Source organism: Alistipes montrealensis (assembly GCF_018362775.1).
Classification (GTDB): domain Bacteria; phylum Bacteroidota; class Bacteroidia; order Bacteroidales; family Rikenellaceae; genus Alistipes; species Alistipes montrealensis.
This window is the reverse complement of record NZ_JAGYXY010000003.1, coordinates 248,335-273,273: the sequence shown is the minus strand read 5'-3', so window position 1 is coordinate 273,273 and position 24,939 is coordinate 248,335. Positions and strand designations below refer to the sequence as shown.

Below are 24,939 nucleotides of genomic sequence, written 5' to 3'. Positions count from 1 at the left end.
AACTATACAAAGATATCCCAAACCTTTTCATGAAAGATTTTACACCTACACCTTACACGCTGGAATGCGTTGCCACGGGCCGCGAATTCGAAGACGCCGGCTGGATGCTTGCCGACCCGCAGTGCAAAGAACCGTCGCTTGTCCGCGCCAAATACGCCCGCAAGCAGATCGACGTGAAACCTGCCGACTGGGGTCTGTACCGTTTCTCGGACTGGATGCCCGTGCGGCGCATCCTCAAAGGTTCGTCGGCTCCCGTGACCTATAAGAGCAAGGGACTTGCCGGACATCTCGGGCTGGAAAACCTCTGGATCACCTTCAACGGCTACTATCCGGCCATCGGCGCGACGATGTCGACCTGTTCGTTCAAGGAGACCGAGGCTTACAGCGTCTGCGGCCGTGCCGCTGCCGACGAACAGCGCGTGCTGGTGGTGGCTTCGGCCGGAAATACCGCCCGTGCCTTCGCCAAGGTCTGCTCGGATAACAACATCAAACTGCTGCTTTCGGTTCCCTTCGACAATATCGGGGCCCTGTGGTTCGACGAGCCGCTGAACCCCTGCGTGAAACTCATTTCCTGCGAGAAGGGCGGCGACTATTTCGATGCCATCAATCTGAGCGACATCGCACTGAAAGGCCCCGGGTTCTACGCCGAGGGCGGCGCCAAGAACATCGCACGCCGCGACGGCATGGCCTGCACGGTGCTTTCTGCCGTGACGACCATCGGCCGCATTCCCGACTACTATTTTCAGGCCGTGGGCAGCGGCACGGGCGCTATCGCCGCCTGGGAGGCCAATATGCGTCTCGTGCAGGACGGCCGTTTCGGGCAGAATACGATGAAACTGATGGTGTCGCAGAACGCTCCGTTCGTTCCGATGTACGACGCTTGGCAGGCCGATTCGCGCAAATTGCTGCACTACGACGACGATAAGGCGCGCCGCGATGCGGAGATTATCGACGCCAAGGTGCTCTCGAACCGCCGTCCCCCTTACAGTATCACGGGCGGCCTGTTCGATGCCCTGAAAGCTACCGGCGGCGAGGTTTTCGTGGCTACGAACGCCATGGCCCGCAAGGCCCGCAAACTGTTCCACGAACTCGAAGGCGTCGACATCTACTCGGCGGCGGGTGTTGCGCTGGCTTCGCTCGTCAATGCGGTCGCTGCGGGCAAGATCGAGAAAGACGCTACCGTCATGCTCAACATCACGGGCGGCGGCGAGGAGCATTTCAAGGAGGGCAAGGAGCTGTGGTATCTCAAACCGAGCCATGTCTTCCCGCTTGTCCCCGACGAAAACGATGTCGTGGAGAAAGTCGAAGCGCTGTTCAACTGATTTGTTAAATAACCGGGCTTATGAAAAAGACAATCATTGCTTTAGCCGTGTCGTTAGTCACCTTTTCCGCAGGCGCTCAGCAGCCTGTTCCTACGGGGCGTTTCGCCGATGCCGTAAACCATTGGAACAAGGAGCACGGCGCGCAGGCTTACGAGCGTTATAAGCCCGATCAGTTCCGTGAGATCGCCGGCAACATCGTCGCTTACCAGAACGCCGACGGCGGCTGGCCCAAGAATCTCGACATGCTGGCCAGGCTCGATCCCGATTCGGTGAAGGCCGCCCTCAAACCGCGCCACCGCCTTTCGACGCTCGACAACGCCAATGTCTACACGCAGGTCGAATACCTCTCGAACGTCTATGCGCTGACCGGGGATACCCTCTTCCGCAATTCAGCCCGCCGGGGTATGGAATACATGCTTGCGGCGCAGTATCCCAACGGCGGCTGGCGGGGCTGGGACGCCGACGCCGTGACGTTCAACGACGGCATCATCTACGGTGTGCTTTCGACGTGGAACGAGGTGCTCTCCGGAAAATCGCTCTATACGTGGGTCGACGACTCCCTGAAATCCCGCATTCGTGCTTCGTGGGATCGGGGAATCGAGCTGATTCTGAAAACCCAGTGGGTGCAGGACGGCGTCCGGACCGTCTGGGCCCAGCAGTACGACCATGAGACGCTGCAGCCCGTCAAGGCCCGGGCCTATGAACTCCCTGCGCTGTCGGCCGGCGAGAGTGCCGACATCACGATGCTGCTCATGCGTATCAAAAAACCTTCGCCCGAGGTCGTCGAAGCGGTCAAAGCCGCCGCCGCGTGGTTCGACCGTACGAAAATCACGGGTAAAAAGGTCGTAACGGTTGCCGTGCCCGAAGGACTGGAGGAGGACCGGAAGATCAAGAGGGACCGCGTGGTGGTCGACGATCCCGGGGCCGCCCCGATGTGGCCGCGTTACAGCGAACTGGCCGATAACCGTCCTTTCTTCGCCACGCGCGAGGGGGTGAAGGTCTACGACCTGCGCGAAGTCCCTGCCGAACGGCGTGTGGGCTACTCGTGGTACGGCACGTGGGGCAATAAGGTGCTGAAAAAGTATCCCGAGTGGCTGCGCCGGATTGAAAGATAGATCGTCGCTCGCCGGTTATTTCCGGTGTGTTGCGGTCGCAATTTACCGAAAACGGGCTGTACAGGCCCGTTTTTTTGTTACCTTTGCCGCGTTTGAATGAGGGAGGACTTGCAGCCGGACCCTGGTTCAGACGCTGTTTTTTTATTCTTAATCCAAATTTAAACACATGGAAAACATCCAAGCAAAGCAGTACCCCTGCTTCAGGCGCTGGAACCGTAAGGGCTGGTCGGTCTTTGCGAGCCTTCGGCGCTACGTGACCATCGGGGTTCTCTCTGTCGGGATGTCGATCCTGCTGCTGGCGACGCAAGGTGCGTCCGCGCAGAGTGCCGACACGGCCGCTGTCCTCAGGACATTGCGGATCCGGGAGGTCGGCATTACAGGGAGCCAGGCGGCTCCCGCGCGCAACGCCCAGTCGCACACCCCGCTTTTCGACCGGAAAGCCCAGGCCCCGGCGCCTGTCCAGACTCTGGAAGCCGCCCTGCGCCTTGCGCCTTCGGTCGATGTCCGCGAACGCGGAGGCAAGGGGACGCAGGCCGACATCTTCATCCGGGGAGGCTCTTTCGACCAGACCATGGTCCTTCTCAACGGTATTGATTTTACGGACGCCCGCACCGGGCATCAGTCCCACGCGCTGCCGGTCGATCTCGACTGCATCTCGTCCGTGGAACTGATCGACGGTGTGCCCGGCGTCGGGGCTTATGCCGGAGCGGTAAACATCCGTACCGCGCCGCTGCGCCCGACTTATCTGCGTTTCGAAGGCTCGGGCGGCCAGTACGGCTACGCCTACACGAACCTTTCGGGTGCGGTGACCTCGGGCCGTTTCTCGGTGCTCGGTGCGGCCTCGTACCGCCGCAGCGACGGCTACCGGCACAATACCGATTTCTCCAACTACAATGCCTTCGTGCGGGCGACCTGCGACGGCGGGCGGGCCGGTTTTTTCGACTTGCAGGCCGGGTGGCAGGACCGCGATTTCGGCTCCAACGGCTTTTACGCCGCCTACAATCCCGACCAATGGGAGCATACTGCAACGGCGCTGGCGTCGCTGCGGTGGCTGAAAACCGCGGGGCGGTTCTCCTTCGGGACTGCGGCGAGTTACCGCAAGAACTTCGACCGCTACGACTGGACCCGCGGCACGGCCATGAACCGCCACAACACCGATAATGCCGGGGCGAAGTTCTGGGCCGACTGCGGCTGGGCGGCAGGAACGACCTCGCTGGGAGGCGATTACGCTTTCAATCATATTTACAGTACCAACCTCGGCGAGAAATTGCGGCGTCCCGAGGGGCACTACACCCATGCCAAAGCGCGCCATACGGGCAATCTCTGGCTGCGGCACACGAAGCAGTGGCGGCGTTTCGACGCGGCGGCTTCCGCGGGCGTGAGCCTCACGCCTTACGGCACTTCGGCCCTGTGGAGTCTTTCGGCGGGCTATGCCCCTGCGGCCGGGCTGCACCTCGAAGCCGGGGCGTGGCAGTCGATGCGCCTGCCGACATTCACGGACCTCTACTACACTTCCCCGGCCCAGATCAACAATCTCGATCTGGGGCCGGAACATGCTGTCACTTATCGTCTCGGGGCTGATTACCTCAAGCGTTGCTGGAGCGTTTCGGCGCAGGCCTACTACCGTGCCGGACGCGACATCATCGACTGGGTCCGGCGCGAAGACATGGACGGCAAATGGCATTCCGAACAGTCGAGCCGTCTCGATACCTACGGCGTCGAACTCGCGGGCGGTTACACCGCAGCGACGGGTTTCCTGCGCCGCATCACACTTTCCTTCGGCTATATTACGACCGACCGGAATGCAGACATCATCGCCAAAAGCGCCATGGATTTCATGCGCCATAAGGCGGCGCTGGCCGTGGAGGTGCGTTTCCTGCGCCGAATGTCGCTAGCGCTGACCGGTTCGGTCTACGACCGCAACGGCAGCTACACGCATTACCCCGAGCCGGGCAATGCGTCCCTTAGCGAGGACCGCGACTACAAGCCCTATTTCCTGCTCGACGGACGCCTGCAATGGGAAAAGGGCATCTGCCGCCTCTATGTCGACACAACGAACATCACCGATACGCGCTACTGCGATATCGGCGGTATTCCCCTGCCGGGCTTCTGGTGCACGGGCGGGGTGGTGCTGACCCTCGGCAGGTAATCTTCGCTTCCGGGGGCGGGACATGTCCGTTTGCGGAATGCCTCCCGTCCCCGTCCGGCTGCAATCCCGGTCCGGCGCATTGTTGCGCCGGACCTTTCTGTTTTTCGCGAAAACTGCCTGTTTTGTTACGAATTTATCGGAATTATCCCGATTATTTTCTATCTTTGGAAGTATAAGAATTTTAAAGAGCCGATCCTATGTCCAAACGAATCATCGAGTGCGTCCCCAATTTCAGCGAGGGGCGCGATAAAACCGTAATTCGGCAAATCACCGCAGCCATCGAGGCCTCCGGAGGCGTCAAATTGCTCGACGTAGACCCCGGCGAGGCGACCAATCGTACGGTTGTAACCTTCGTCGGCGAACCGGAGGCGGTTGTCGAGGCCGCTTTCGCAGGGGTGAAGCGAGCCGCCGAACTGATCGACATGCGCCGCCACAAGGGGGCGCATCCCCGCATGGGGGCTACCGACGTGCTGCCGCTGATCCCGATTGCGGGCATTACGCTCGAAGAGTGCGCCGACCTGGCGCGCGGGCTGGCCCGGCGTATTGCCGACGAGCTGCGGATTCCGACCTACGCCTACGAGGCCGCGGCCTTTATGCCCGAGCGGAAAAACCTGGCCGTCTGCCGTGCCGGGGAGTACGAGGCCCTGCCCGAAAAACTGGCCCGCAAGGAGTCTGCGCCTGATTTCGGGACCCGTCCCTTCGACGAGGGCATAGCCCGTACGGGCGCCACGACCGTCGGGGCCCGCGATTTTCTGATTGCTGTCAATTTCAACCTGAACACCACCTCCACGCGCCGTGCCAACGCTATTGCTTTCGACGTACGTGAGAAGGGCCGTCCCGTCCGCGAGGGCAACCCGATCACGGGCAGGGTGGTGAAGGACGCCGCCGGCAATCCCCTGATGCAGCCCGGGACGCTTCCGGCCACGAAAGCGATCGGGTGGTTTATCGAGGAGTACGGCATCGCGCAGGTTTCGATGAACATCACCGACCTGGCCGCGACGCCCCTGCACGTCGCTTTCGACGAGGTGTGCCGTAAGGCCGACGCCCGCGGCGTGCGTGTTACGGGGACCGAGATCGTGGGCCTGGTTCCGAAGCGCGCCCTTGTCGAGGCGGGCAAATACTACCTCCGCAAACAGCGCCGCTCGACGGGTATCGCCGAGGAGGAGATCGTCCGCATCGCCGTCAAGTCGATGGGGCTCGACGATCTGAAACCGTTCGATCCGGCCGAAAAGGTTATCGAATACCTGCTTGAAGCGGAGGTTGAACAAAAGCGGCTTATTGATATGACTTGCAAATCGTTCGCCTTGGAGACGGCGAGCGAATCGCCCGCTCCTGGCGGCGGCTCGATTGCGGCTTATATGGGTGCACTGGGCGCGGCCCTCGGCACGATGGTCGCCAACCTCTCGTCGCACAAGGCGGGCTGGGACGACCGCTGGGAAGAGTTTTCCGACTGGGCCGAAAAGGGACAGGCCGTCCTCGCGGAACTCCTGCACCTCGTGGACGAAGACACCGCGGCGTTCAACCGCATTATGGCGGTCTTTGCCATGCCCAAATCGACTGACGAGGAGAAGGCGGCGCGCAGTGCGGCCCTGCAGCAGGCGACGCTCTATGCCACCGAGGTTCCGCTGCGAACGATGAAGGCCGCGTCGCGGGTTTTCGAAATCGTGCGTGCGATGGCCTCGGAGGGCAATCCCAATTCGGTCTCCGACGCGGGAGTAGGCGCGCTGGCGGCCCGCAGCGCCGTGCTGGGGGCTTGTCTCAATGTGAAGATCAACGCCGCGGGGCTGAAGGACCGCACGAAGGCCGACGCGCTCGTCGCCGAGGCGGACGCCCTGGCGACCGAAGCCCGGCGCGAGGAGGCCGAAATACTGAAGATCGTCGAACAGAAAATCGGATGATATGACACGCGAAGAATTCCAGAATGACATACGCGCGGGTATTCCCGACCGGCTGCCCGCCGCGAAACCCTATGACCGGCAGATCAACCATGCGCCCAAGCGCAAGGATATCCTTTCGGACGAAGAGAAGGTGCTGGCCTTGAAAAACGCCCTGCGTTACTTCCCCGTCAAGCACCACGCCGTTCTGGCGAAGGAGTTCGCCGAGGAGTTGCGCAAATACGGCCGTATCTATATGTACCGCCTGCGTCCCGACTACGAGATGTATGCGCGGCCCATCGACGAGTATCCCGCCCGCTGCCGGCAGGCGGCGGCCATCATGCTGATGATCCAGAACAACCTCGACCCGAAGGTCGCCCAGCATCCCCACGAGCTGATCACCTACGGCGGCAACGGCGCGGTGTTCCAGAACTGGGCGCAATACCGTCTCGCAATGCAGTATTTGTCGGAGATGACCGACCGCCAGACGCTGGTGATGTACTCGGGGCATCCGCTGGGGTTGTTCCCGTCGCACCCCGACGCCCCGCGCGTGGTGGTGACCAACGGCATGGTGATCCCCAACTACTCGAAGCCCGACGACTGGGAGCGGCTCAACGCCCTCGGAGTGTCGCAGTACGGGCAGATGACCGCCGGATCGTATATGTATATCGGGCCGCAGGGCATCGTCCACGGCACGACGATCACGGTGATGAACGCCGCGCGCAAACGCTTCACGGCGGGGCGCACCGATACGCGCGGGATGCTGTTCGTCTCGTCGGGCCTCGGCGGTATGTCGGGAGCCCAGCCCAAGGCGGGTAACATTTCGGGGGTGGTGAGCGTTATTGCCGAGGTCAACCCCAAGGCGGCGCAGAAACGCTACGAGCAGGGGTGGGTCGACGAACTGCATGAAGCATTGGATGAACTGATTCCCCGTATCCGGCAGGCTGTCAAGGCAAAAGAGGTCGTGTCGCTGGCTTATGTGGGCAATGTCGTGGACCTCTGGGAACGGTTGGCTGCGGAAGAGATCGCCGTTGATCTGGGCTCGGACCAGACTTCGCTCCACAACCCCTGGGCAGGCGGTTATTATCCTGTCGGGCTGAGCAGCGAGGCTTCGAACAAGATGATGGCCGAGGAACCCGGGCGCTTCCGCGAATGCGTGCAGGAGTCACTGCGGCGGCAGGTGGACGCCATCAACAAGCTGACTGCCAAGGGGATGTATTTCTTCGACTACGGCAATGCCTTCCTGCTGGAAGCCTCGCGCGCCGGGGCGGCGGTGATGGGCGAGGGCGGACGTTTCCGCTATCCTTCTTATGTGCAGGATATTATGGGGCCGATGTTCTTCGACTACGGCTTCGGGCCGTTCCGCTGGGTTTGTACCTCGGGGCTTCCCGAGGACCTCGAAACGACCGATTCGCTGGCCGCCGAAGTGCTGGAAGAGATTCGGAAGACGGCTCCCGGGGATATTTGGGGGCAGTTGGACGACAACATCCACTGGATTCGCGAGGCCGGGCGTAACAGGCTGGTCGTGGGTTCGCAGGCCCGCATCCTCTATGCCGACTGCGAGGGCCGCACGAAGATCGCCGAGGCCTTCAACCGTGCCATTGCCGACGGGCGCATTACGGCTCCCGTGGTGCTGGGGCGCGACCACCACGACGTTTCGGGAACCGACTCGCCTTACCGCGAGACCTCGAACATCTACGACGGCTCGTGCCTGACGGCAGATATGGCCGTGCAGAACGTCATCGGCGACTCGTTCCGCGGCGCTACGTGGGTTTCGATCCACAACGGCGGCGGCGTAGGCTGGGGCGAGGTCGTCAACGGCGGCTTCGGCATGGTGATCGACGGTTCGGAGGAGTCGGACCGCCATATCCGCGAAATGCTGCTGTGGGATGTCAACAACGGCATCGCCCGCCGCAGTTGGGCCCGCAACGAAGGGGCCGTCGAGGCCATCCGCCGCGAAATGGACCGCACGCCCGGATTGCGGGTTACACTTCCCAGTTTCGCCGACGAGGACCTTGTGCGTAACGCTTTGAACGAATAGCGTCTTGCGGCTGCACGGGGTCATAGCGATAGCCGGCCTGGCGATTGCGGCGGCCGTCCTGCTTTCCGGATGCGCTCCGCGGGAGCGCGAATCGCGGCGTGCCTGTATATACGACCGGAAGATCAAATTGGTGCGGGGCGGCTTCCGTTATTGGCTGTACTATCGGTTTGTCTACGAATCCGATACGGTGACGGGGCGTTTTGCGATCCCTAAACCCGGCCAGAACTGCCGTCCGGATTTTGCGGAGGTGGGGGATACGCTGGTCGTGGAATTCCCGAAGGGTAAGCCGCACCGGAGTGAGGTTGTAAGCGTACTGAAAATAAAAAAACAGAAATAGATTTAATAATTTATGGAATATCACCATATCACTGCGGAACACCTTTGCGTCGGGCGTATCCGCGAAATCCTTGAACGCCGCCTGCCGCTCGCGCTGAGCGACGATGCCCGCATGCGCATCGTCCGCTGCCGCGAATACCTCGACCGCAAGATGGAGAACACCGAGCGGCCGATCTACGGGATCACGACGGGATTCGGGTCGCTGTGCGATATTTCGGTGGGCCGCGACGAATTGTCGCTCCTGCAACAGAATCTCGTGATGTCGCATGCCTGCGGAACCGGGGAACGTGTCCCCTCGCAGATCGTGAAGCTGATCCTGCTGCTGAAAATCCAGTCGCTTTCGTATGGCCATTCGGGGGTGCAGTTGGCGACGGTGGAGCGCCTCGTAGAGTTTTTCAACCGCGACATACTGCCTGTGGTTTACCAGCAGGGCTCCTTGGGCGCTTCGGGCGATCTCGCGCCGCTGGCCCACATGAGCCTGCCGCTGCTGGGGTTGGGCGAGGTGGAATACAAGGGCGAAGTGCGCCCCTCGGCCGGGGTGCTGTCCGAGCTGGGGCTGGAACCGATCCGGTTGCAGTCGAAAGAGGGGCTTGCGCTGCTGAACGGTACGCAGTTCATGAGCGCCTACGGCGTCTGGTCGCTGATCAATGCCCGCCGCCTGAGCGAATGGGCCGACCGTATCGGAGCGCTGTCGCTCGATGCGTTCGATGGCCGCATCGAGCCTTTCTGCGACGAGGTCCACCTGATCCGCGCCCACAAAGGACAGCTCACGACGGCCCGCAATATCCGGCGGTTGCTCGAAGGCAGCGAACTGATCGACCGGGTCAAGCACCATGTGCAGGACCCCTATTCGTTCCGCTGTATGCCGCAGGTTCACGGGGCTTCGAAGGACACGATCGACTATGTCGAGAGCGTGCTGACCACCGAAATCAACTCTACGACGGACAACCCGACGGTTTTTCCCGAGGAGGACATGGTCGTCTCGGCGGGTAATTTCCACGGCCAGCCGATTGCCCTGGTGATGGATTTCCTGGCCATTGCCTTGGCCGAACTGGCCAATATCTCCGAACGCCGCACCTATAAATTGATCTCCGGGGCCCGCGAACTGCCGAAATTCCTCGTGGCGAATCCCGGGCTGAACAGCGGCTTCATGATTCCGCAGTACACCGCGGCTTCGATCGTGAGCCAGTCCAAAGGGCTTTGCATGCCCGCTTCGGTCGATTCGATCCCTTCGTCGCAGGGGCAGGAGGACCATGTGAGCATGGGTTCGAATGCCGCCACGAAACTCTGGCGGGTGGTCTGCAACACCGAACGGGTGCTGGCGATCGAACTGTTCAACGCCGCACAGGCCATCGAGTTCCGCCGTCCGGCGCACACGTCGCCCGTATTGGAGCAAATTCTGGCCGATTACCGCCAACAGGTTCCCTTTATTGATAACGACGAGGTGATGTATCCCCATATCGAAGCCTCGGTCCGATTCCTGCAAAGCCTATGAAATTACTGGTAAAGAACATCGCCCGCATCGTCGGCATCGAGTCGACAGGCCGTATGCGGGTCTGCGGCGCCGAGATGAATACGCTCGACACGCTTGCGGATGCGTGGCTGCTGGCCGACAACGGTCGTTTTGCCGCATTCGGACGCATGGACGAACTGGGTGACATTGCCGCCGACGAAGTCGTCGATGCACAAGGGGGCATGCTCTTTCCGTCGTTCTGTGATTCGCACACCCACCTGGTTTATGCCGGAAGCCGCGAACAGGAGTTTCTCGACAAGATCAACGGCCTGAGCTACGAAGAGATCGCCCGGCGGGGCGGGGGTATTCTCAACTCCGCCGACCTGCTGCACGAAACTTCGGAGGACGAACTCTACGCTCAGGCGATGGAGCGCGTGCGGGAGATTGCAGCGATGGGTACGGGCTGCGTAGAGATCAAAAGCGGTTACGGCCTTACGACCGAAGACGAACTGAAGATGCTGCGCGTAATCCGCCGCATCCGCGAAACGTCGCCGCTGGAGGTTCGCGCCACGTTCCTCGGGGCGCATGCCGTGGCGCGTGCCTACCGCGGCCGGCAGGGGGAGTACGTCGACCTGGTGTGCAACGAGATGCTGCCCGCCGTGGCGGCCGAAGGGTTGGCCGATTTTGTCGACGTTTTCTGCGACGAGGGGTTCTTTACCGTCGAAGAGACGGCCCGCATCCTCAAGGCCGGGCGTCGGTTGGGACTGCGGGCTAAAATCCACGCCAACGAACTGGCCGTTTCGGGAGGCGTGCAGGTGGGCGTGGAGTACAACGCCCTGTCGGTCGACCACCTCGAACGCATGGGGGACGAGGAGATCGGCGCCCTGCACGGCGCGGTGACCATGCCGACGCTGCTTCCGGGAGCGGCTTTCTTCCTGGGCATGAGCTATCCCCCGGCGCGCGCGATGATCGGTGCGGGGCTGGGCGTGGCGCTGGCTTCGGACTACAATCCCGGATCGTCGCCCTCGGGCAACATGCGCATGGTGATTTCGCTGGCCTCGATCCGCATGAAGATGACTCCTGCGGAGGCGATCAACGCCGCGACGCTCAACGGGGCCTATGCCATGGGATTGAGCCGCGAATACGGAAGCGTTACTTTAGGTAAGGTTGCCAACTTTTTCATAACCAAACCGATGCCTTCCGTCGAGTTCTTCTCGTATGCCTATCAGACGCCGCTGATCCGGCGGGTGTTCCTGCGCGGGGAAGAGTACGGCTCGGGAAACAGTTTTTAGTGCAGGGACAGACCTTGTGTCCGGCCCGGTTTTCGCGACGCCGATTCGTGTAAATTCAGGCATGCGGGCAGGGTATACGGCGTAATTTTTGACTGTTGAAGCGTATGCGTATTTTATTATGGATAATTTGCCTCGCTGCGTGCGGGGTCGTAAATGGACAGAACATGAAACCGTTGACACCGGAAGAGAAGCATGTGATCGTGGACAAGGGGACCGAAGCCCCCTTCACGGGACGTTATTACAAGCACAACGAGGCCGGAACCTATCTCTGCCGGCAGTGCGGCGCGCCGTTGTACCGTTCGTCGGACAAGTTCGACGCGGGATGCGGCTGGCCGAGTTTCGACGACGAAATTCCCGGAGCCGTGAAGCGGAGCGTGGATGCCGACGGACGGCGGACGGAGATTACCTGCGCCCGGTGCGGCGGCCATCTGGGGCATGTTTTCGCAGGCGAGGGGTTTACGCCCAAGAACACGCGCCACTGCGTCAATTCCGTGTCGCTGGCGTTCCAGCCCGCCAAAAAGGAGCAGACCGAGACGGCGATCTTCGCCGGAGGTTGTTTCTGGGGTGTGGAGCACCTGCTCTCGAAGGAGCCCGGCGTGCTCGATGTCGAATCGGGTTATATCGGCGGTCACACCGAAAATCCCACTTACGAGCAGGTTTGCAGCCACCGTACGGGACATGCCGAGGCGGTGCGGGTGACGTTCGACCCTGCGAAGGTCTCCTATGAGCGGTTGGCGAAGCTCTTTTTCGAGATTCACGATCCTACGCAGGTCGACCGGCAGGGACCGGATATCGGCGATCAGTATCGCTCCGAGGTTTTCTATACGACGCCGGCCCAGCGTGAAACGGCCGAAAAACTGATTGCCGAGCTGCGCGCGAAGGGCTACGATGTCGTGACGCACGTCACGCAGGCTACGACCTTCTGGCCTGCGGAAGGGTATCACCAGGACTATTACGACCGCAAAGGAACGCAGCCTTACTGTCACGCTTACACCAAGCGTTTCTGACTGAAAACTCCCGGCCTTTCGAGGTTTGGGATTAAAGTGATGTAACGACTTGATTTATCGGGTCGTTACATTTTTGTATAAGAGAGTAGGTAACGAAAAGGTAACGGTTTATTTTCAGCTTGTTGCGCTCAAATACCGCATTTCAAATAACCTACTGCAAGATACGAAAAATTTTCCGACCGGGCAATTTCGGGACAGCCTTTGCCAATGTCAAGTCCCGGAGTGATTTGCTTCGGTATCTGATAAAATTTTTTTTGAATTTGTCCTCCGCATCAGACCTTGATGAAACCGCGTTGCAGTGACTTGTAACGCGGTTTTCTTTTTTGTTTGTCATACATTTGTAATACCTACACGATAAATTCATTCAACTCTTCTTTCAGCTGCTTCCAATTGGGAAAATAGCGGTTCAGTAAAGTTGTAAATTCTTCATTGTGCAATCGCACCCTGATATGCAGCAACTCATGGACAACGATATACTCGATACAATGCAACGGCTTTTTGATAAGCTCCAGATTAAAGATGATATTTCGTGTCCGGTGATTGCAACTTCCCCACAGGGTTTTCATCTGTTTTACCTCCCATTTATTTGCCCGAACATCCAGAATTTTTTCCCATTTGGCAATTAAAGCAGGCAACAGTTTTTTCAACTCTGCACGATACCACTCTTTAAGTATCTCGGCTCTGCGTTCCAACGGGCAGTTTTCGCGAACATGCAAAACAAGATATTCGTTCCCTTGCACTTCGACTTTTGCAGGAATATGGTCGTAAACGACTTTCAAACGATACCGTTGTCCTTTGTAATAGTGATTTTCTCCCGAAACATATTCGCGAGGCGTCTGGCGGTTTTGATCGAGAATCTGCGACACACGTTGCCGAATCCACGGAAGTTTAGTTATTAGAAATAACCTGATAGCATCTTCTGTCATGGCAAGGGGAGCAGAGACATGTATTCGCGCATCGGGCGGATAGATGGTCAAATGCACGTTTTTGATAGCCTTCCACTCAATCTCGGCAGACAGATCGGATAGGGTGATAACAGTCATCAATACTCTTTTTGTGAGATGATAATTTGCATAATATCATCAATCTTGTCTTCTGTCGTGTCTGGTAAAGCATTGCGGACGGCTTTGCGCACTGCTTTCATCTTCAATCTGCTGCCGCTTACATCCCTGAAGCCATCTCGGGCATTAGCTTTTACGGCATTGTGTACGCGAATTGCGAGTTCTTCGTTATGATTCAGATTATCGTATAGGGCACGTTTTCCTTTGGTATCGAGCGTTGTCGGATATTTCGTACGTGTTTCCGAACGCATTTCTTTGAGCTTTTCGATAAGCTGTTCGATCAACTCTTTATATTGCAATTTCCCATCGTGCTGTTTCTGTAATAATTGATTCAGCAAATCTGACATTCTGTCGAAATAAGCGGGATTGTTCGGTCGCTCGCTGATAATCATCTTGCGCATGTTGGCAGCCAACACTTCGGCAACAGAGCGCTCGTTCTGCCGAATATTCTTAGGAAGAGCTTCGATGGCTTGTACGCCGTCAATATCAAGCAAATCAAGAAAAGAAACATCAGCCAACTCGACCAGTTTCTCGCTGTCGTCGGCCCGCACGTAGTTGTCGATTAACTGGCGCATGGCCGGATCATACAATTTCAAATCAAGTGCATCGCCACTTTTGAGTTTTATTTCATCTTTCAGGTTGTTGAAATAATCGACCTGCTGTTTGATATGCTTGGCCTCTTCTTTCGTGTATCCCGCCGCCGCCATTTCGTTGGCAATATCAATATATCGACGGACGAGAACCGACACCTGTTTATAGAATGTTTCGCGCTTCGCGGCATTCGCTTTGCATTCATCCTGCTGTTCCTTGATTGGCGTTGTTTCCGAATAAACGAAATAGGCGAAATATCCGGCTTGCGTTTGCGGATTTACGGGTTCGCACAATGTATATACCGCTTGTATGGCTTCTTCTAACCCTTTGCGTCCCTCGGTCAGACGATTGGTCAGTAAGCCTTGAATATCTGCAGCGTCATATTGATCGAACGCCCCGTTCGTATAATCTTCGATTGCGTTTTTGATAGCACCAAACAAATCTTGATAATCAATGATATAACCGAAATCCTTTTCGTCGCTGTCCACTCTGTTCACGCGACAAATCGCCTGAAACAGGTTGTGGTCACGCATCTTTTTGTCAATATACAGGTAGGTAGCCGACGGCGCATCGAATCCGGTGAGCAATTTATCCACGACGATCAGCAGTTTCATATCTGCTGGATGTTCTACGAATTCCTTCTTCGCCCATGCTTCGAACTGTTCGGGCGTGCGGTCGCCGATCATTCTTTTGTAGATTTCGTATTTGGTAAAATCTTCCGTTTCGCCTTCGCCGACGTATTCGTCCTTTACCGACGAACTGTTCGCATCGTAGCTCGTCACAACGGCGCAATGCCTTTTCAATTCAGTAGATTGGAACACCTCCCAATAGCGACAGGCCTGATAAATAGAATCGGCTACAAGCATTGCATTGCCGTATCCGCCCGACAGGGCCCGTTTCGTATCCATATCTTGGCATATATCCGCCACGATGCGATGGATACGTTCCTTGCTGCTGAACAATTTTTCCATCTTCGCCCAGCGCGCTTTCAGTAGCGACCGGGCGACCTTGCTCAACCCTGCTGTCTTGGAATCGAACCACTCGTCGATCTTTTCGCGCTTGCCGAGGAATTGCTCCACATTCCGGGCTTCGTAGCGTAGGTCGAGGATAACCTTGTCTCGAACGGCTTCGTGGAATTTATAGCTGTGTATGTATGAACCGAATGTCTCGATGGATTTCTTCTTGTCCGTATGCAATAATGGGGTTCCGGTAAAGCCGATTAACATGACACGTTCACCCATGATATGCTTCATCGCTTCGTGCAGCATACCGCCCTGCGAGCGATGACACTCGTCGATAAAGACATAGATATTGCCTTTGGCCTGAAACCCCTGCGGAAGCTTCTTTGCAACCTCCTCCAAATAGAAATCGAGCGATTTTACCGCTTTTTTCCCTCCGACTGATATGCCGTCGTTATCGTTTCGGTTGCCGAATTTATGGATGAGGGTGCAAATCAGCCACGGTTCGGCTTCATTGAGCATCGAGACCAATTGTGCTCCGCTTCGGGCGCGTCGGATTTTCTCACCCGCATCCTTGAATCCGGTTTCGATCTGTTTGTCCAGTTCGTCACGATCGGTGATGACGACCACACGGGCATCCACAACATTTTCGCGAATCCACTGTGCCAACCAAACCATCGTAAGACTTTTCCCTGCACCTTGCGAATGCCAGATAATGCCGCTTTCTTTATTACGCACACGTGGTTGCGCCGCCTTGATTGCGAAATACTGATTCGGTCGGGCTGTCTTTTTGCGGCCGCCGTCGAAAATAATAAAATCGTGTATGTATTCCAACAGCCGATGCGGTTCGAAAAATTGCAAAACGCTGCGATCCAGTTCATTCGGATGACAATCTGGTGTAAACAGAGAAGGTTCACACGGTTCGCCGCACGGTTCTTTCCAACGAAGCCAGAACTTTTCGGGTGTTTTGATTACTCCGTAATGCAGCCCCTCGGTATCATTACCTGCGAACAACAATTGTACGGTCGTAAAGAATCGGGGAATATATTCGTCTTCTTGATTGCGGATGTTCTGACGAATCCCTTCATGAACGGACACCTTGCTGCGTTTGAGCTCGATGACGGCTACGGCGATTCCGTTGACATAAATGACCAGATCGGGGCGGCGGTCGCTTTTGCCTTGTACAGTCACCTCTTCGGCAAGCTGAAAATCATTCTCCATCGGGTTCGCCCAGTCGATAAGGTGTACCATCTTTTTGTGCTCCGATACTTCCGACTGCACGTTTACGCCATAACGCAGCAACGTATAGACCTCATGGTTGGCGTTGTACAAACCTATGCCGATATTGGCCGCTGCTTGTTTGAGTTTCGCAACGGCCTTGTCGATCTCCTTATCGGCATAACTCCGTCTCTTCAAATAACGATGCAACAACACCTCCTCTACATTCGCATTGCCTTCGCGGTATTCCCAATTACCGAGATAATCGTATTGCAATATGTTTTGAAACAGCCCGACAAGCCGTTCCTGCGAGATTCGTTCCTTTGCCCCGATGTTTGTGTCCATGTTCTTATTTCTTTCCAATATATTTTCCCCAGCCCGTCGGAATAATTCCCTCCTTGCGCATATAAATTAATCCTTGCAATACAAGGTCTCGACTGAAATCCGATTTGTGCTTACTCCAAGCATAGAAATCTTCCAGTAACAGATCGTCGGATATCGGTTCCTCTTTTATGATTCGGTTGTTCCATACGGCATATAGCGTCGAAACAATCTCTGCACGGGTCAAATCCATCTTTTTAATTTTGTTTATCAAAGAATCGACTGCGTGGCGAATTGTTTGAGGATGTGTTTCATACACCTGTTCCAATTCGTCGATCATTGTAGTAGGAATATAATTATATCGTGTCTTGCCATTCTCTTTTTTTGCCTCTATTTTGACATGACGATATTGCTTGAACTTACTGTCGATGTGATTCATCATCACCTGATCGTCTGGTCCTGCCGTATTGCGAATATAGTCGTTTCCGAAATCGAGTTGGCAATGATACCCGACCAAATGCAACGATTTTTGCAATTTGGTACGTCCCCATCCTGATGATTGATATAATGCATTTACGATATGTCCGGCAACTACATGTGTTTGCAGAGGAATTTCACGAATTTGAGCATCTGGAGTTTCAAGCGGAATAATCGGCGCTAACGGCTTAACTAAACGTATTTGTCCGGTTAATAATTTCTGCATCATACCGCTTTTGATAAGTTTGTACTTATCGCGACACACTTCCAAATCTGCAATCTCCTTGTCCATATCCAATAAAGTCTTTGCTATGGCTCTTTGCTCTTCAACAGTAGAAGGTAGATTAACAATAATTTCACCTAATGCCTTTATTCCAAGACTTGGCAAAGCTGTTGTTTCTACTAATTCTCCAAATGAAATAGTTCGTAAAAAATAACAAACAAATAAGGCGTCAATACTCTCATTTGGTATAAAGGACATTATATTATTATCAATACAGCAATCTGTTAAACATATCTTTTTGCGTTCTAAGAGTATGGCCGCGCCGATTTTTGCAAAAACAATAGAATTCTTGGGTATTATATTGCATTTTAGATTATTTGCAATATCTTTTGTTATATAGTTATTTGAAATATTCAAATAATTTTCATTGCCCTTTGTATTGAAATCGGAAACCTTATAAAAAGGATAATCGCCAATCAAATTCCCCTGATATTGTAGAGGAAATCCATTCCCACTAACAAAACGTCCTAATTCAGACAAAGTAACTCTTTGAATATCTCCCTTAAACCCTTGCAAACGTTTTTTGCCGGTTAGAAGTTGTTGCATTGCACCTTGTTTGATAAGGCGTTTTTTTGCGATTTTCTTGTCGAGTGCCGCAATCAACGCATCTGCATCACTTAGTGCTTCGGCTATAGCTCGCTGTTCCTTAATTGTGGCAGGAATCGGGACTATTAGCTTAGATAGAGATTTGGTAGTAATATGTACAATAGCGTCGCCTTGCCCTTTCGACGCTTTTTGTTTAGAGAGTTTAGATGTATTGAGGATAAAACCTAAATATTTCCCATCGAAATCATTTATGTTTGGTGTTAATATAATGATATCTCCGCCTGCATATGCTTCGCGATTGGATATAAAAGCAACACATTTACCAATATCCTCTTTTGTTTCTCCTGATGCAGCAAAAAGGATATCGCCATTTTTTAATAATTTTGAATGCTTTGCGATATCTTTAGATATAAAAGAATAGAACTTTTTGATATAAATATCATGTACGGTGTATATTTCACCATATCTTACACATGGAATATTTCCAGAATTAGATTCAGCTTTGGAAATACTATTCCCTTTAGAGAAAATGCCTATATCTCCTAATTGCATAATTTCCCATTCCTCTGGAATAATTCCCAGTTCGGTCTGTTTATATCCTGTTGGTATATTCATATATTATTTATACTCTTCTATTATTCTCTGAATCACAGATTTCTGAAGTGTTTGCTGTAACAGCGAAGTCATATTTGCCAACTTAATTCTTTGATTAAATTGGAACAGACCTAAATCAACCAATAGTTTAGCAACAAGTTCATCTATAAAAGAAGATGTCACAAGGCTCACACCTTCAAAATCAAGAATGGAGATTTTAGAATTGCTCTTCATCAGGTTTAATATCTCATTCTTAAGACGAATTGCGGACTCTCTTGTGCCAGTACCCTCAGCCAATGTTGCAATTTTAAAAACAAGTTCACCTTGCTCATTCTCTAATTGTTCCGCATATAAATTCACAAAATCAAAACTACGCCCTTGAAAGGTGAGAACTTTCTCTATTGAAATATCCTTTGAGTAATCCAATTGAAAATCTACAGTTGTACTACATCTTTGATCAGTTGGATAGCAATGCTTATTTCGCAAAATCTTAGCTTCCCCATTACAATAGTGGTACGAATCCCTTTCAGAGGTTATAACTAATCTGCCATTTCCTTCCTTAACCAAAGAAAATAGTCCATGCATGCCATTGCCTTGTCCAACCTTTTTATCTCTTGTTACACCTGCTTGGATGCACAATGTAAGAGCATCAGCATTGTTTCTCGGAGCATGAATAGAGTGCTTTAACGATTTGTAGATTCCAATGCCTGCATCGTAGATTGTAAATACCACATGCTTGGAGGTTTTGTGTAGTTGCCCCATAATAAATCCACATGAAGATTTAGAGTGGTTTAACACATTGTCCATAATTTCGTTTATAGACCATTCTATACCCTCTAGAATACCAGTTGCGAATTGATCTGAGCGCCTTAATTCTTGAATTATAGCCGATTGAATTTCATAAACATCGTTCGATGACCTAAATTTCCAAATCTTGCCCAATGCTCTATCTAAACTTGTTTTATGCAAAGGAAGTTCATATGGTATTAGAATATTTTGCAAATTTACATCATAACTTTTACCATCTATCTGCAATTTCTTTTCTTGGCGGAAGAAATCTATAATACCAGCAATTGGCACCGCAGCATTAGGAAAAACACCCTGTATTGATTTATCAAAATTTATAGTCAATTGCTCGTAACCCTCCTTCAAATGTCCTTTGCGTATCTGTTTAATAAAATCATCAACTGCGTTAGCATTCTGTAGAGAGTGAATCGTTATAATATCACTATCTTTTGAAACAAGAACATCACTAAACCAGCGCATAACTTATCGTATTTTATTAATATCCCATCTGTTTCAAGTGTGTGGAGACTTTGGCTTCGAGGTCGGCGATTGCGGCGTCGATTTCCGGAAGCGTCTGAGCATAGCGTTCGGCGAGTGCAGAAACTTTCGAGGTCAGTTGTTGACCGATTCGTTGCATCTCACTGTCGAGCCGGGCCGAAAGAGCTGCGAGCCATTTCTTTTCGATAACCAAGCGTTTGATATCGCCTTCTGTAAGCCCAGCATATTTGACGATCAAAGCCGTAAGTAAATCGTATTTCAAAGTTTTCAGCGTTTTCTTCGTCAGCGAAATATCCTCTTTCAATTTGAGATATTGCGTAAGAATGGCTATTTCATCGGCATCCGATTTTTTGTCGAGTGCTTTGATTCGTTTTTTGACGTTGCTGTCGGAGAACTTTCCATCGGCAAAATTATCTTCGTCTAATACGCCTTCCGAGTGCTCTTCCAGCATTTCATTTAATTGGTTTTCTTTGTCGCTCAATAACTCGTCGGAAGCCGTAATAAGATGCTTCTCCTTCGCGAAATACTCGTCGATCACAATCGAAACGGGCAATAAGTCGCACACGACATCCTCCGGTGCGGAAGCTTTCTTCTCTTTCGGCTTTGCATCTCTCTTTTTAGCCGCCGGCTGCGGCGTATATAGCCCCGCTTTCCATCCGTTGGCAGCGATCAGATAACAATCATCCTGCATGGTTTCGCTCCAATAGTTCATCAGGCAGTCATACACATCATAGGCATCAACCAGTGATTCATCCCGCTTGAAAATAGAGAGCAGCGAATCGCTCAATTCTTCGATAAGATGTTTCGGCGCAAATCCCGTAGTAAGGGCGTAAAGGTTTGCGCGGTGTCGATCGCACCATTCGGTATAACTTCGATAAAAAATTTCGGTCTGATTAAGGAAATCGGTGTTGGCCATAATTGTATCGTGCACGGCTGACGATTTGCATTTCAACGTGAAATATCCCGTGCGAGAGACATGCGGTCGGAAAAGATCTTCGCGTAAAGAGGGACAGACCAGCCAATAGTCGGAAAGTTGTTCAATATCATGCGCAGGCAGCCCACCGCGCAAATGCGCGTCGATGTCTTGCAAAATTTCGGTGTCGGGAGCTGAAATATAACGCGGAATATTCAGATTGTAATCATTACGTTCGATCTCTTCCATCGGAACGAATCGGGCGAAATGTGGGACATCGCGTTGGGTCTGCCAAAGGTCTACGATACGACGGATATCCTGTTCGCGCAGCCGGTTTTTCGCTCCGTCTTTCATGAAGCCGAATTTTGCATCGATCATAAAAACACCTTTGCGGTTGGAGGCTTCGGATTTTTCGATAAGGATAATGCAGGCCGGTATTCCGGTCCCGAAGAAAAGGTTGGCAGGCAAACCGATAATGCCTTTGATATATCGTTTTTCGGCTACAAGATATTTACGGATTTGCGCTTCGGCATTGCCTCTGAATAGCACGCCGTGCGGAAGGATACAAGCACCGCATCCTGTTTGTTTGATTGACCGAACGATATGGAGCAGAAAGGCGTAGTCGCCGTTTTTCTCTGGAGGAATGCCGATTGACGATCCCCAGCGCTTATATTGATCCTCTTCTTTTGCTCCTTTCAACCATGATTTGGTAGAAAAAGGAGGATTGGCAACCACAAAATCGAATGTCTGCAAATTTCCCGAATCGTCTTTATATTGAGGGTCGTTGAGCGTGTCGCCCTGTTTGATCGTTGCATAGGGGTCGTTGTGAAGAATCATGTTCATTTTCGCCAGCCCGACTGTGGCATTGTCTTTTTCCTGTCCGTACAAGGTCGCATCCGTGGGAGTTTCGGCTTTGGCGCGAAGAAGCAATGAACCGGAACCGCATGTCGGGTCATAGATGGTGGTACGGATGCTGTTCACCTTGTCGAGCCCCAAAACCTTTGCAATGACGCGGCTAACCTCCGCAGGAGTATAGAATTGACCTTTGCTTTTTCCGCTTTCAGTTGCAAAATTCTTCATCAAATACTCATAGGCATCGCCTATAAGATCGTCATCAGCCGCACGGTTTTTGCTGAAATCGAGATCTGATGTTTGGAATATACCGATAAGTCCGCTTAATGTTTCAACCTTATCCTTGCCCTTGCCGAGTTTGGTTTCATCATCGAAATCCGCGATAAACACTCCGTCCAACTGATTAGCTTCGGACAAAGCCGCCATTTTCTTGTTCATCTCTTCGCCGATATTGGCATGGCCTTTCAAAGCGACAAAATCCTCGAAGTGGCAGCCGGCGGGAATATCTATCATGAAATTAAGGTCGTTGCGGCTTTTGTCGCTGATATATTTCACGAACAGAATCACCAATACATAATCCTTGTATTGGCTTGCATCCATACCTCCGCGTAACTCATCGCAACATTTCCAAAGGGTACTATATAATTCCGATTTCTTGATTGCCATATTATATTATTTGCTACTGATTAAATCTTTAGGGTTGACTTGAAGAATGCGTGCAATTTCAAAGAGCAATTCCAGATTAGGTTGACGACGATTGCAGGCATAGGCATTTATCATACTGAAACTCTTACCGAGCTGTTCGGTCAGTCATATCTGTTTAACACCCTTTTCTTCAAGCACTTCCTTAATCCTATTCATATATTTTGTGGACAAAATGAAACATATTTCGCATAAAGATATGAAATTGTTAGCTATAACTCCAAAAGACCTAATGCTCTCTTTTTAATCGAGAAGCTTTTTTGTTAAGTTTTTCGACTTCCCGTTCTTTCAGTCTCGCCTGTTCTTCAAGTTCGATTTTCTGGCGGATAGTGTGTTCATATTCTTCAACGTCTTTTTTTTCTGACGGATTTTTGCGTTGTCGCGGTTTAATTCGAATAGCTCTTCCAGTTCAGCAATACGGTCGGGTGTCGCTTCGCCGTTCATCTTTATATACCGGTATTTCAGGTCGTTGTCGATGCGGTCGCGGTTCGGTTGGGTAACGAAATAGAGTGCCGACGACAAGATCATGCAGCTTATGAAAAGAAATAGCACCAAATAAATGACGAATGGGGATTCGGAGCTGAAAATCACTCGGTGTTGGGTTATTCTCGGCGGCAGTTCGGCGGGGATTTTGATTGCCTCGACAGATGCTTGCAGATTATCGATACCGGTTTGCGTTTTGGTATAGTTCTGCTCTTTGCTCTCCAATCGTCCGGCAAGCTGGATTATTATCGCCTGATGCCGCTCTTGTTCTATATATAATATACGATTTGCTCCAATCGTTGCGACAAGTCATTGTCACTTGATTGATTATTGTTTGCTGTTTTTGCCGATAGTTCGGTCTTGATGGTTTTGGCCATCGTCTCCTTGAAGTCTTCATACATTTCGTAGGACATCATATTATTTTCTTTCATGATTGTATCGCTTCCTGTTTACAATTTCTGCTTGGGTTTGGTCATGCGTTCTCGCAAACGACGTTTCCGCTCCATTACGGCAATCGCCATCGCTTCGACGACGGTATTGAGCAAACCCGTGATGCGGGCGAGGTACTCTTCGGGACTCTCGCCGGATTTGCATTGCAATTAGGCGACGGACAATCCGACGGGTGAACTATTCGGTGGCAACGGAAGTTCGCCGATATTACCGCCGAAATTGACCGTCGGCCTATCCGTGTCGGTCTTTCCGCCACCCGTTCCGAACAGACCGGAGAAGGCCGAACGGTAGGTGCCTGCCGCCGTATGGAAGTCTTTGACAATAGCGCTTCGATGTCGGGTTTGCTGTTGCGCGTACGCAAAATGCCGATTCAGTTTCGAGAAGCTGAGTTGCCGGTCGATCTTCGACCCCGAAAACTCGAAGTCGTTTTTTGAAAATAGAACGCCTTGTTTTCGGTCGGTATTTCCGCAATACTTGTAGCGGACGTTGATACCTTGCTCTTTTAATCTATCTTCCAGATCGTTCCATCTCTTACACTTGGGCAGCCACCCTTTGATCGCATCATATATTTCGTATTTGCTCTTGTCCGGTTCGCGCAATCGCTTCCGCTGCACGCTGTCCTTTCCCTGCGCAAGATGCAACCCGTATTTCTCGGTCAGTTTCCGGCAGACTTTCGTATTGCGTATTTTGATATTCTTGTCCGACATAGTCTGCCCCTTGTTCCCGACCCGGTTGTAGACCAGATGGTAGTGAGGATGGGACTGGTCGAGGTGATGTACCAGCAGATATTGCGTGTCGGTAATACCCATTTTCTGCATATATTCTTTGGCGATCTGCGTCATCAGCGCATCGGTCATGAGCGGTGCATCTTTCGGCGAAAACGAGAGGGAGATATGCCTGACCGTGTTTTTCAACCGAGGGTTCAGTCGGGTCTGATCCTTAAAATCCTCGATTATGTTCTTTACCTCCGGCGGGGTTACGCCTTCGGCATCGAGGACGCGCGACAGTTCCTTCATCACATAGCCGACAGTCTCGGCAAAGGATGAACCGGCAATGATTTTACCGATCATCACGGATCTGTTTTAGCAGGGCTTCGAGGCTTGCCATGATGGTCGCGTGACGGGATACGACACTTGAAAATCCTTTCGCATGGGCAAGCCGTGTCAGTAGATTCAAGTTGCGAGCTATGCCTTTGAGCTGGGTTATGAAATCCAGATGCTCGCGACGCAGGCGTTCTCGTACCTCTCCCGTCTGAAGCAGTTGTCGGACGATTTCCGCCGAACGCTGTCCCGAAGTACGGGCCAATGACTGAAGACGTAAATAATGCTCCGTATCGAGCCGCGTACTGACGATATATTGGCGAACACGACCTTTATTCAATTCCGGCCGCCCTTGTTCTGTGTTTGTTTCATCGGTTTGTTTGCAGGAGTTAGACCAACGGGATGTTCGGCGCAGGTAGGTTTTCGTTTACGAAAACACAAACTTACTCGCCTCATGTGAGGCGAAGAATCCGCACCGGAGAATCTCTTCCCGAAGTTTTCGGAATCCTCCGCCGCAACTCCCGATGCCGGGGCTGTTCCGGGTGCAATATTACGATTGTCCCGTCCTGAAAAAGG

15 protein-coding genes and 2 pseudogenes are annotated in these 24,939 nt (G+C 52.8%); 8 read left to right on the top strand and 9 right to left on the bottom strand.

What is annotated here, in order from left to right:
* Positions 1-29 precede the first annotated feature (29 nt).
* From KG007_RS07310 to KG007_RS07275, 8 genes are all read left to right on the top strand, one after another.
* Positions 30-1,322 carry a cysteate synthase gene (locus KG007_RS07310; RefSeq protein ID WP_213347898.1) on the top strand — a complete coding sequence of 431 codons (1,293 nt, stop codon included), beginning with the start codon at positions 30-32 and terminating at the stop codon, positions 1,320-1,322.
* Between the two features lie 20 nt (positions 1,323-1,342).
* Entirely contained in the window at positions 1,343-2,437 is a 1,095-nt protein-coding gene (gene pelA / locus KG007_RS07305; RefSeq protein WP_213347897.1) for a pectate lyase, read from the top strand.
* Positions 2,438-2,603: 166 nt separating this feature from the next.
* On the top strand, positions 2,604-4,586 hold the full coding sequence (locus KG007_RS07300) for a TonB-dependent receptor (RefSeq protein ID WP_213347896.1): 1,983 nt from the start codon (positions 2,604-2,606) through the stop codon (positions 4,584-4,586).
* A gap of 197 nt (positions 4,587-4,783) precedes the next feature.
* Entirely contained in the window at positions 4,784-6,484 is a 1,701-nt protein-coding gene (ftcD, locus tag KG007_RS07295) for a glutamate formimidoyltransferase (protein ID WP_213347895.1), read from the top strand.
* A 1-nt stretch (position 6,485) separates the two neighbouring features.
* Positions 6,486-8,501, top strand: coding sequence for a urocanate hydratase (locus KG007_RS07290; protein ID WP_213347894.1), 2,016 nt, complete (start codon positions 6,486-6,488; stop codon positions 8,499-8,501).
* 349 nt (positions 8,502-8,850) lie between these two features.
* Complete coding sequence (gene hutH, locus KG007_RS07285; protein ID WP_213347893.1) at positions 8,851-10,332, top strand: histidine ammonia-lyase; 1,482 nt, start codon at positions 8,851-8,853, stop codon at positions 10,330-10,332.
* The gene (gene hutI / locus KG007_RS07280; protein WP_213347892.1) at positions 10,329-11,582 is read left to right on the top strand and encodes an imidazolonepropionase; all 1,254 of its coding nucleotides are present in this window, start codon (positions 10,329-10,331) and stop codon (positions 11,580-11,582) included. The genes hutH and hutI overlap by 4 nt, the downstream gene beginning before the upstream one ends.
* 164 nt (positions 11,583-11,746) lie before the next feature.
* Positions 11,747-12,589, top strand: coding sequence for a bifunctional methionine sulfoxide reductase B/A protein (locus KG007_RS07275; protein WP_195460568.1), 843 nt, complete (start codon positions 11,747-11,749; stop codon positions 12,587-12,589).
* Between the two features lie 347 nt (positions 12,590-12,936).
* Here the strand turns inward: KG007_RS07275 and KG007_RS07270 are convergent, their stop codons facing one another.
* From KG007_RS07270 to KG007_RS14045, 9 genes and pseudogenes are all read right to left on the bottom strand, one after another.
* On the bottom strand, positions 12,937-13,632 hold the full coding sequence (locus tag KG007_RS07270; RefSeq protein ID WP_213347890.1) for a M48 family metallopeptidase: 696 nt from the start codon (positions 13,630-13,632) through the stop codon (positions 12,937-12,939).
* Entirely contained in the window at positions 13,632-16,763 is a 3,132-nt protein-coding gene (locus KG007_RS07265; RefSeq protein ID WP_213347889.1) for a type I restriction endonuclease subunit R, read from the bottom strand. Before KG007_RS07265 ends, KG007_RS07270 begins: the two co-directional genes overlap by 1 nt.
* A 4-nt stretch (positions 16,764-16,767) precedes the next feature.
* Positions 16,768-18,660 carry a restriction endonuclease subunit S gene (locus tag KG007_RS07260; protein ID WP_213347888.1) on the bottom strand — a complete coding sequence of 631 codons (1,893 nt, stop codon included), beginning with the start codon at positions 18,658-18,660 and terminating at the stop codon, positions 16,768-16,770.
* Positions 18,661-18,663: 3 nt separating this feature from the next.
* Positions 18,664-19,905 carry an STAS-like domain-containing protein gene (locus KG007_RS07255; RefSeq protein ID WP_213347887.1) on the bottom strand — a complete coding sequence of 414 codons (1,242 nt, stop codon included), beginning with the start codon at positions 19,903-19,905 and terminating at the stop codon, positions 18,664-18,666.
* A 16-nt stretch (positions 19,906-19,921) separates the two neighbouring features.
* On the bottom strand, positions 19,922-22,354 hold the full coding sequence (locus KG007_RS07250) for a type I restriction-modification system subunit M (protein ID WP_213347886.1): 2,433 nt from the start codon (positions 22,352-22,354) through the stop codon (positions 19,922-19,924).
* Between the two features lie 6 nt (positions 22,355-22,360).
* Positions 22,361-22,549 (bottom strand): annotated as a pseudogene (locus KG007_RS13950) (helix-turn-helix domain-containing protein).
* Positions 22,550-22,678: 129 nt separating this feature from the next.
* Positions 22,679-23,098, bottom strand: coding sequence for a hypothetical protein (locus tag KG007_RS07245; RefSeq protein WP_213347885.1), 420 nt, complete (start codon positions 23,096-23,098; stop codon positions 22,679-22,681).
* 224 nt (positions 23,099-23,322) lie between these two features.
* A pseudogene (locus KG007_RS07240) lies at positions 23,323-24,393 on the bottom strand (relaxase/mobilization nuclease domain-containing protein).
* Positions 24,383-24,703, bottom strand: a complete 321-nt coding sequence (locus KG007_RS14045) for a plasmid mobilization protein (RefSeq protein WP_394369660.1) — start codon at positions 24,701-24,703, stop codon at positions 24,383-24,385. Before KG007_RS14045 ends, KG007_RS07240 begins: the two are co-directional and overlap by 11 nt.
* Positions 24,704-24,939: the final 236 nt, after the last annotated feature.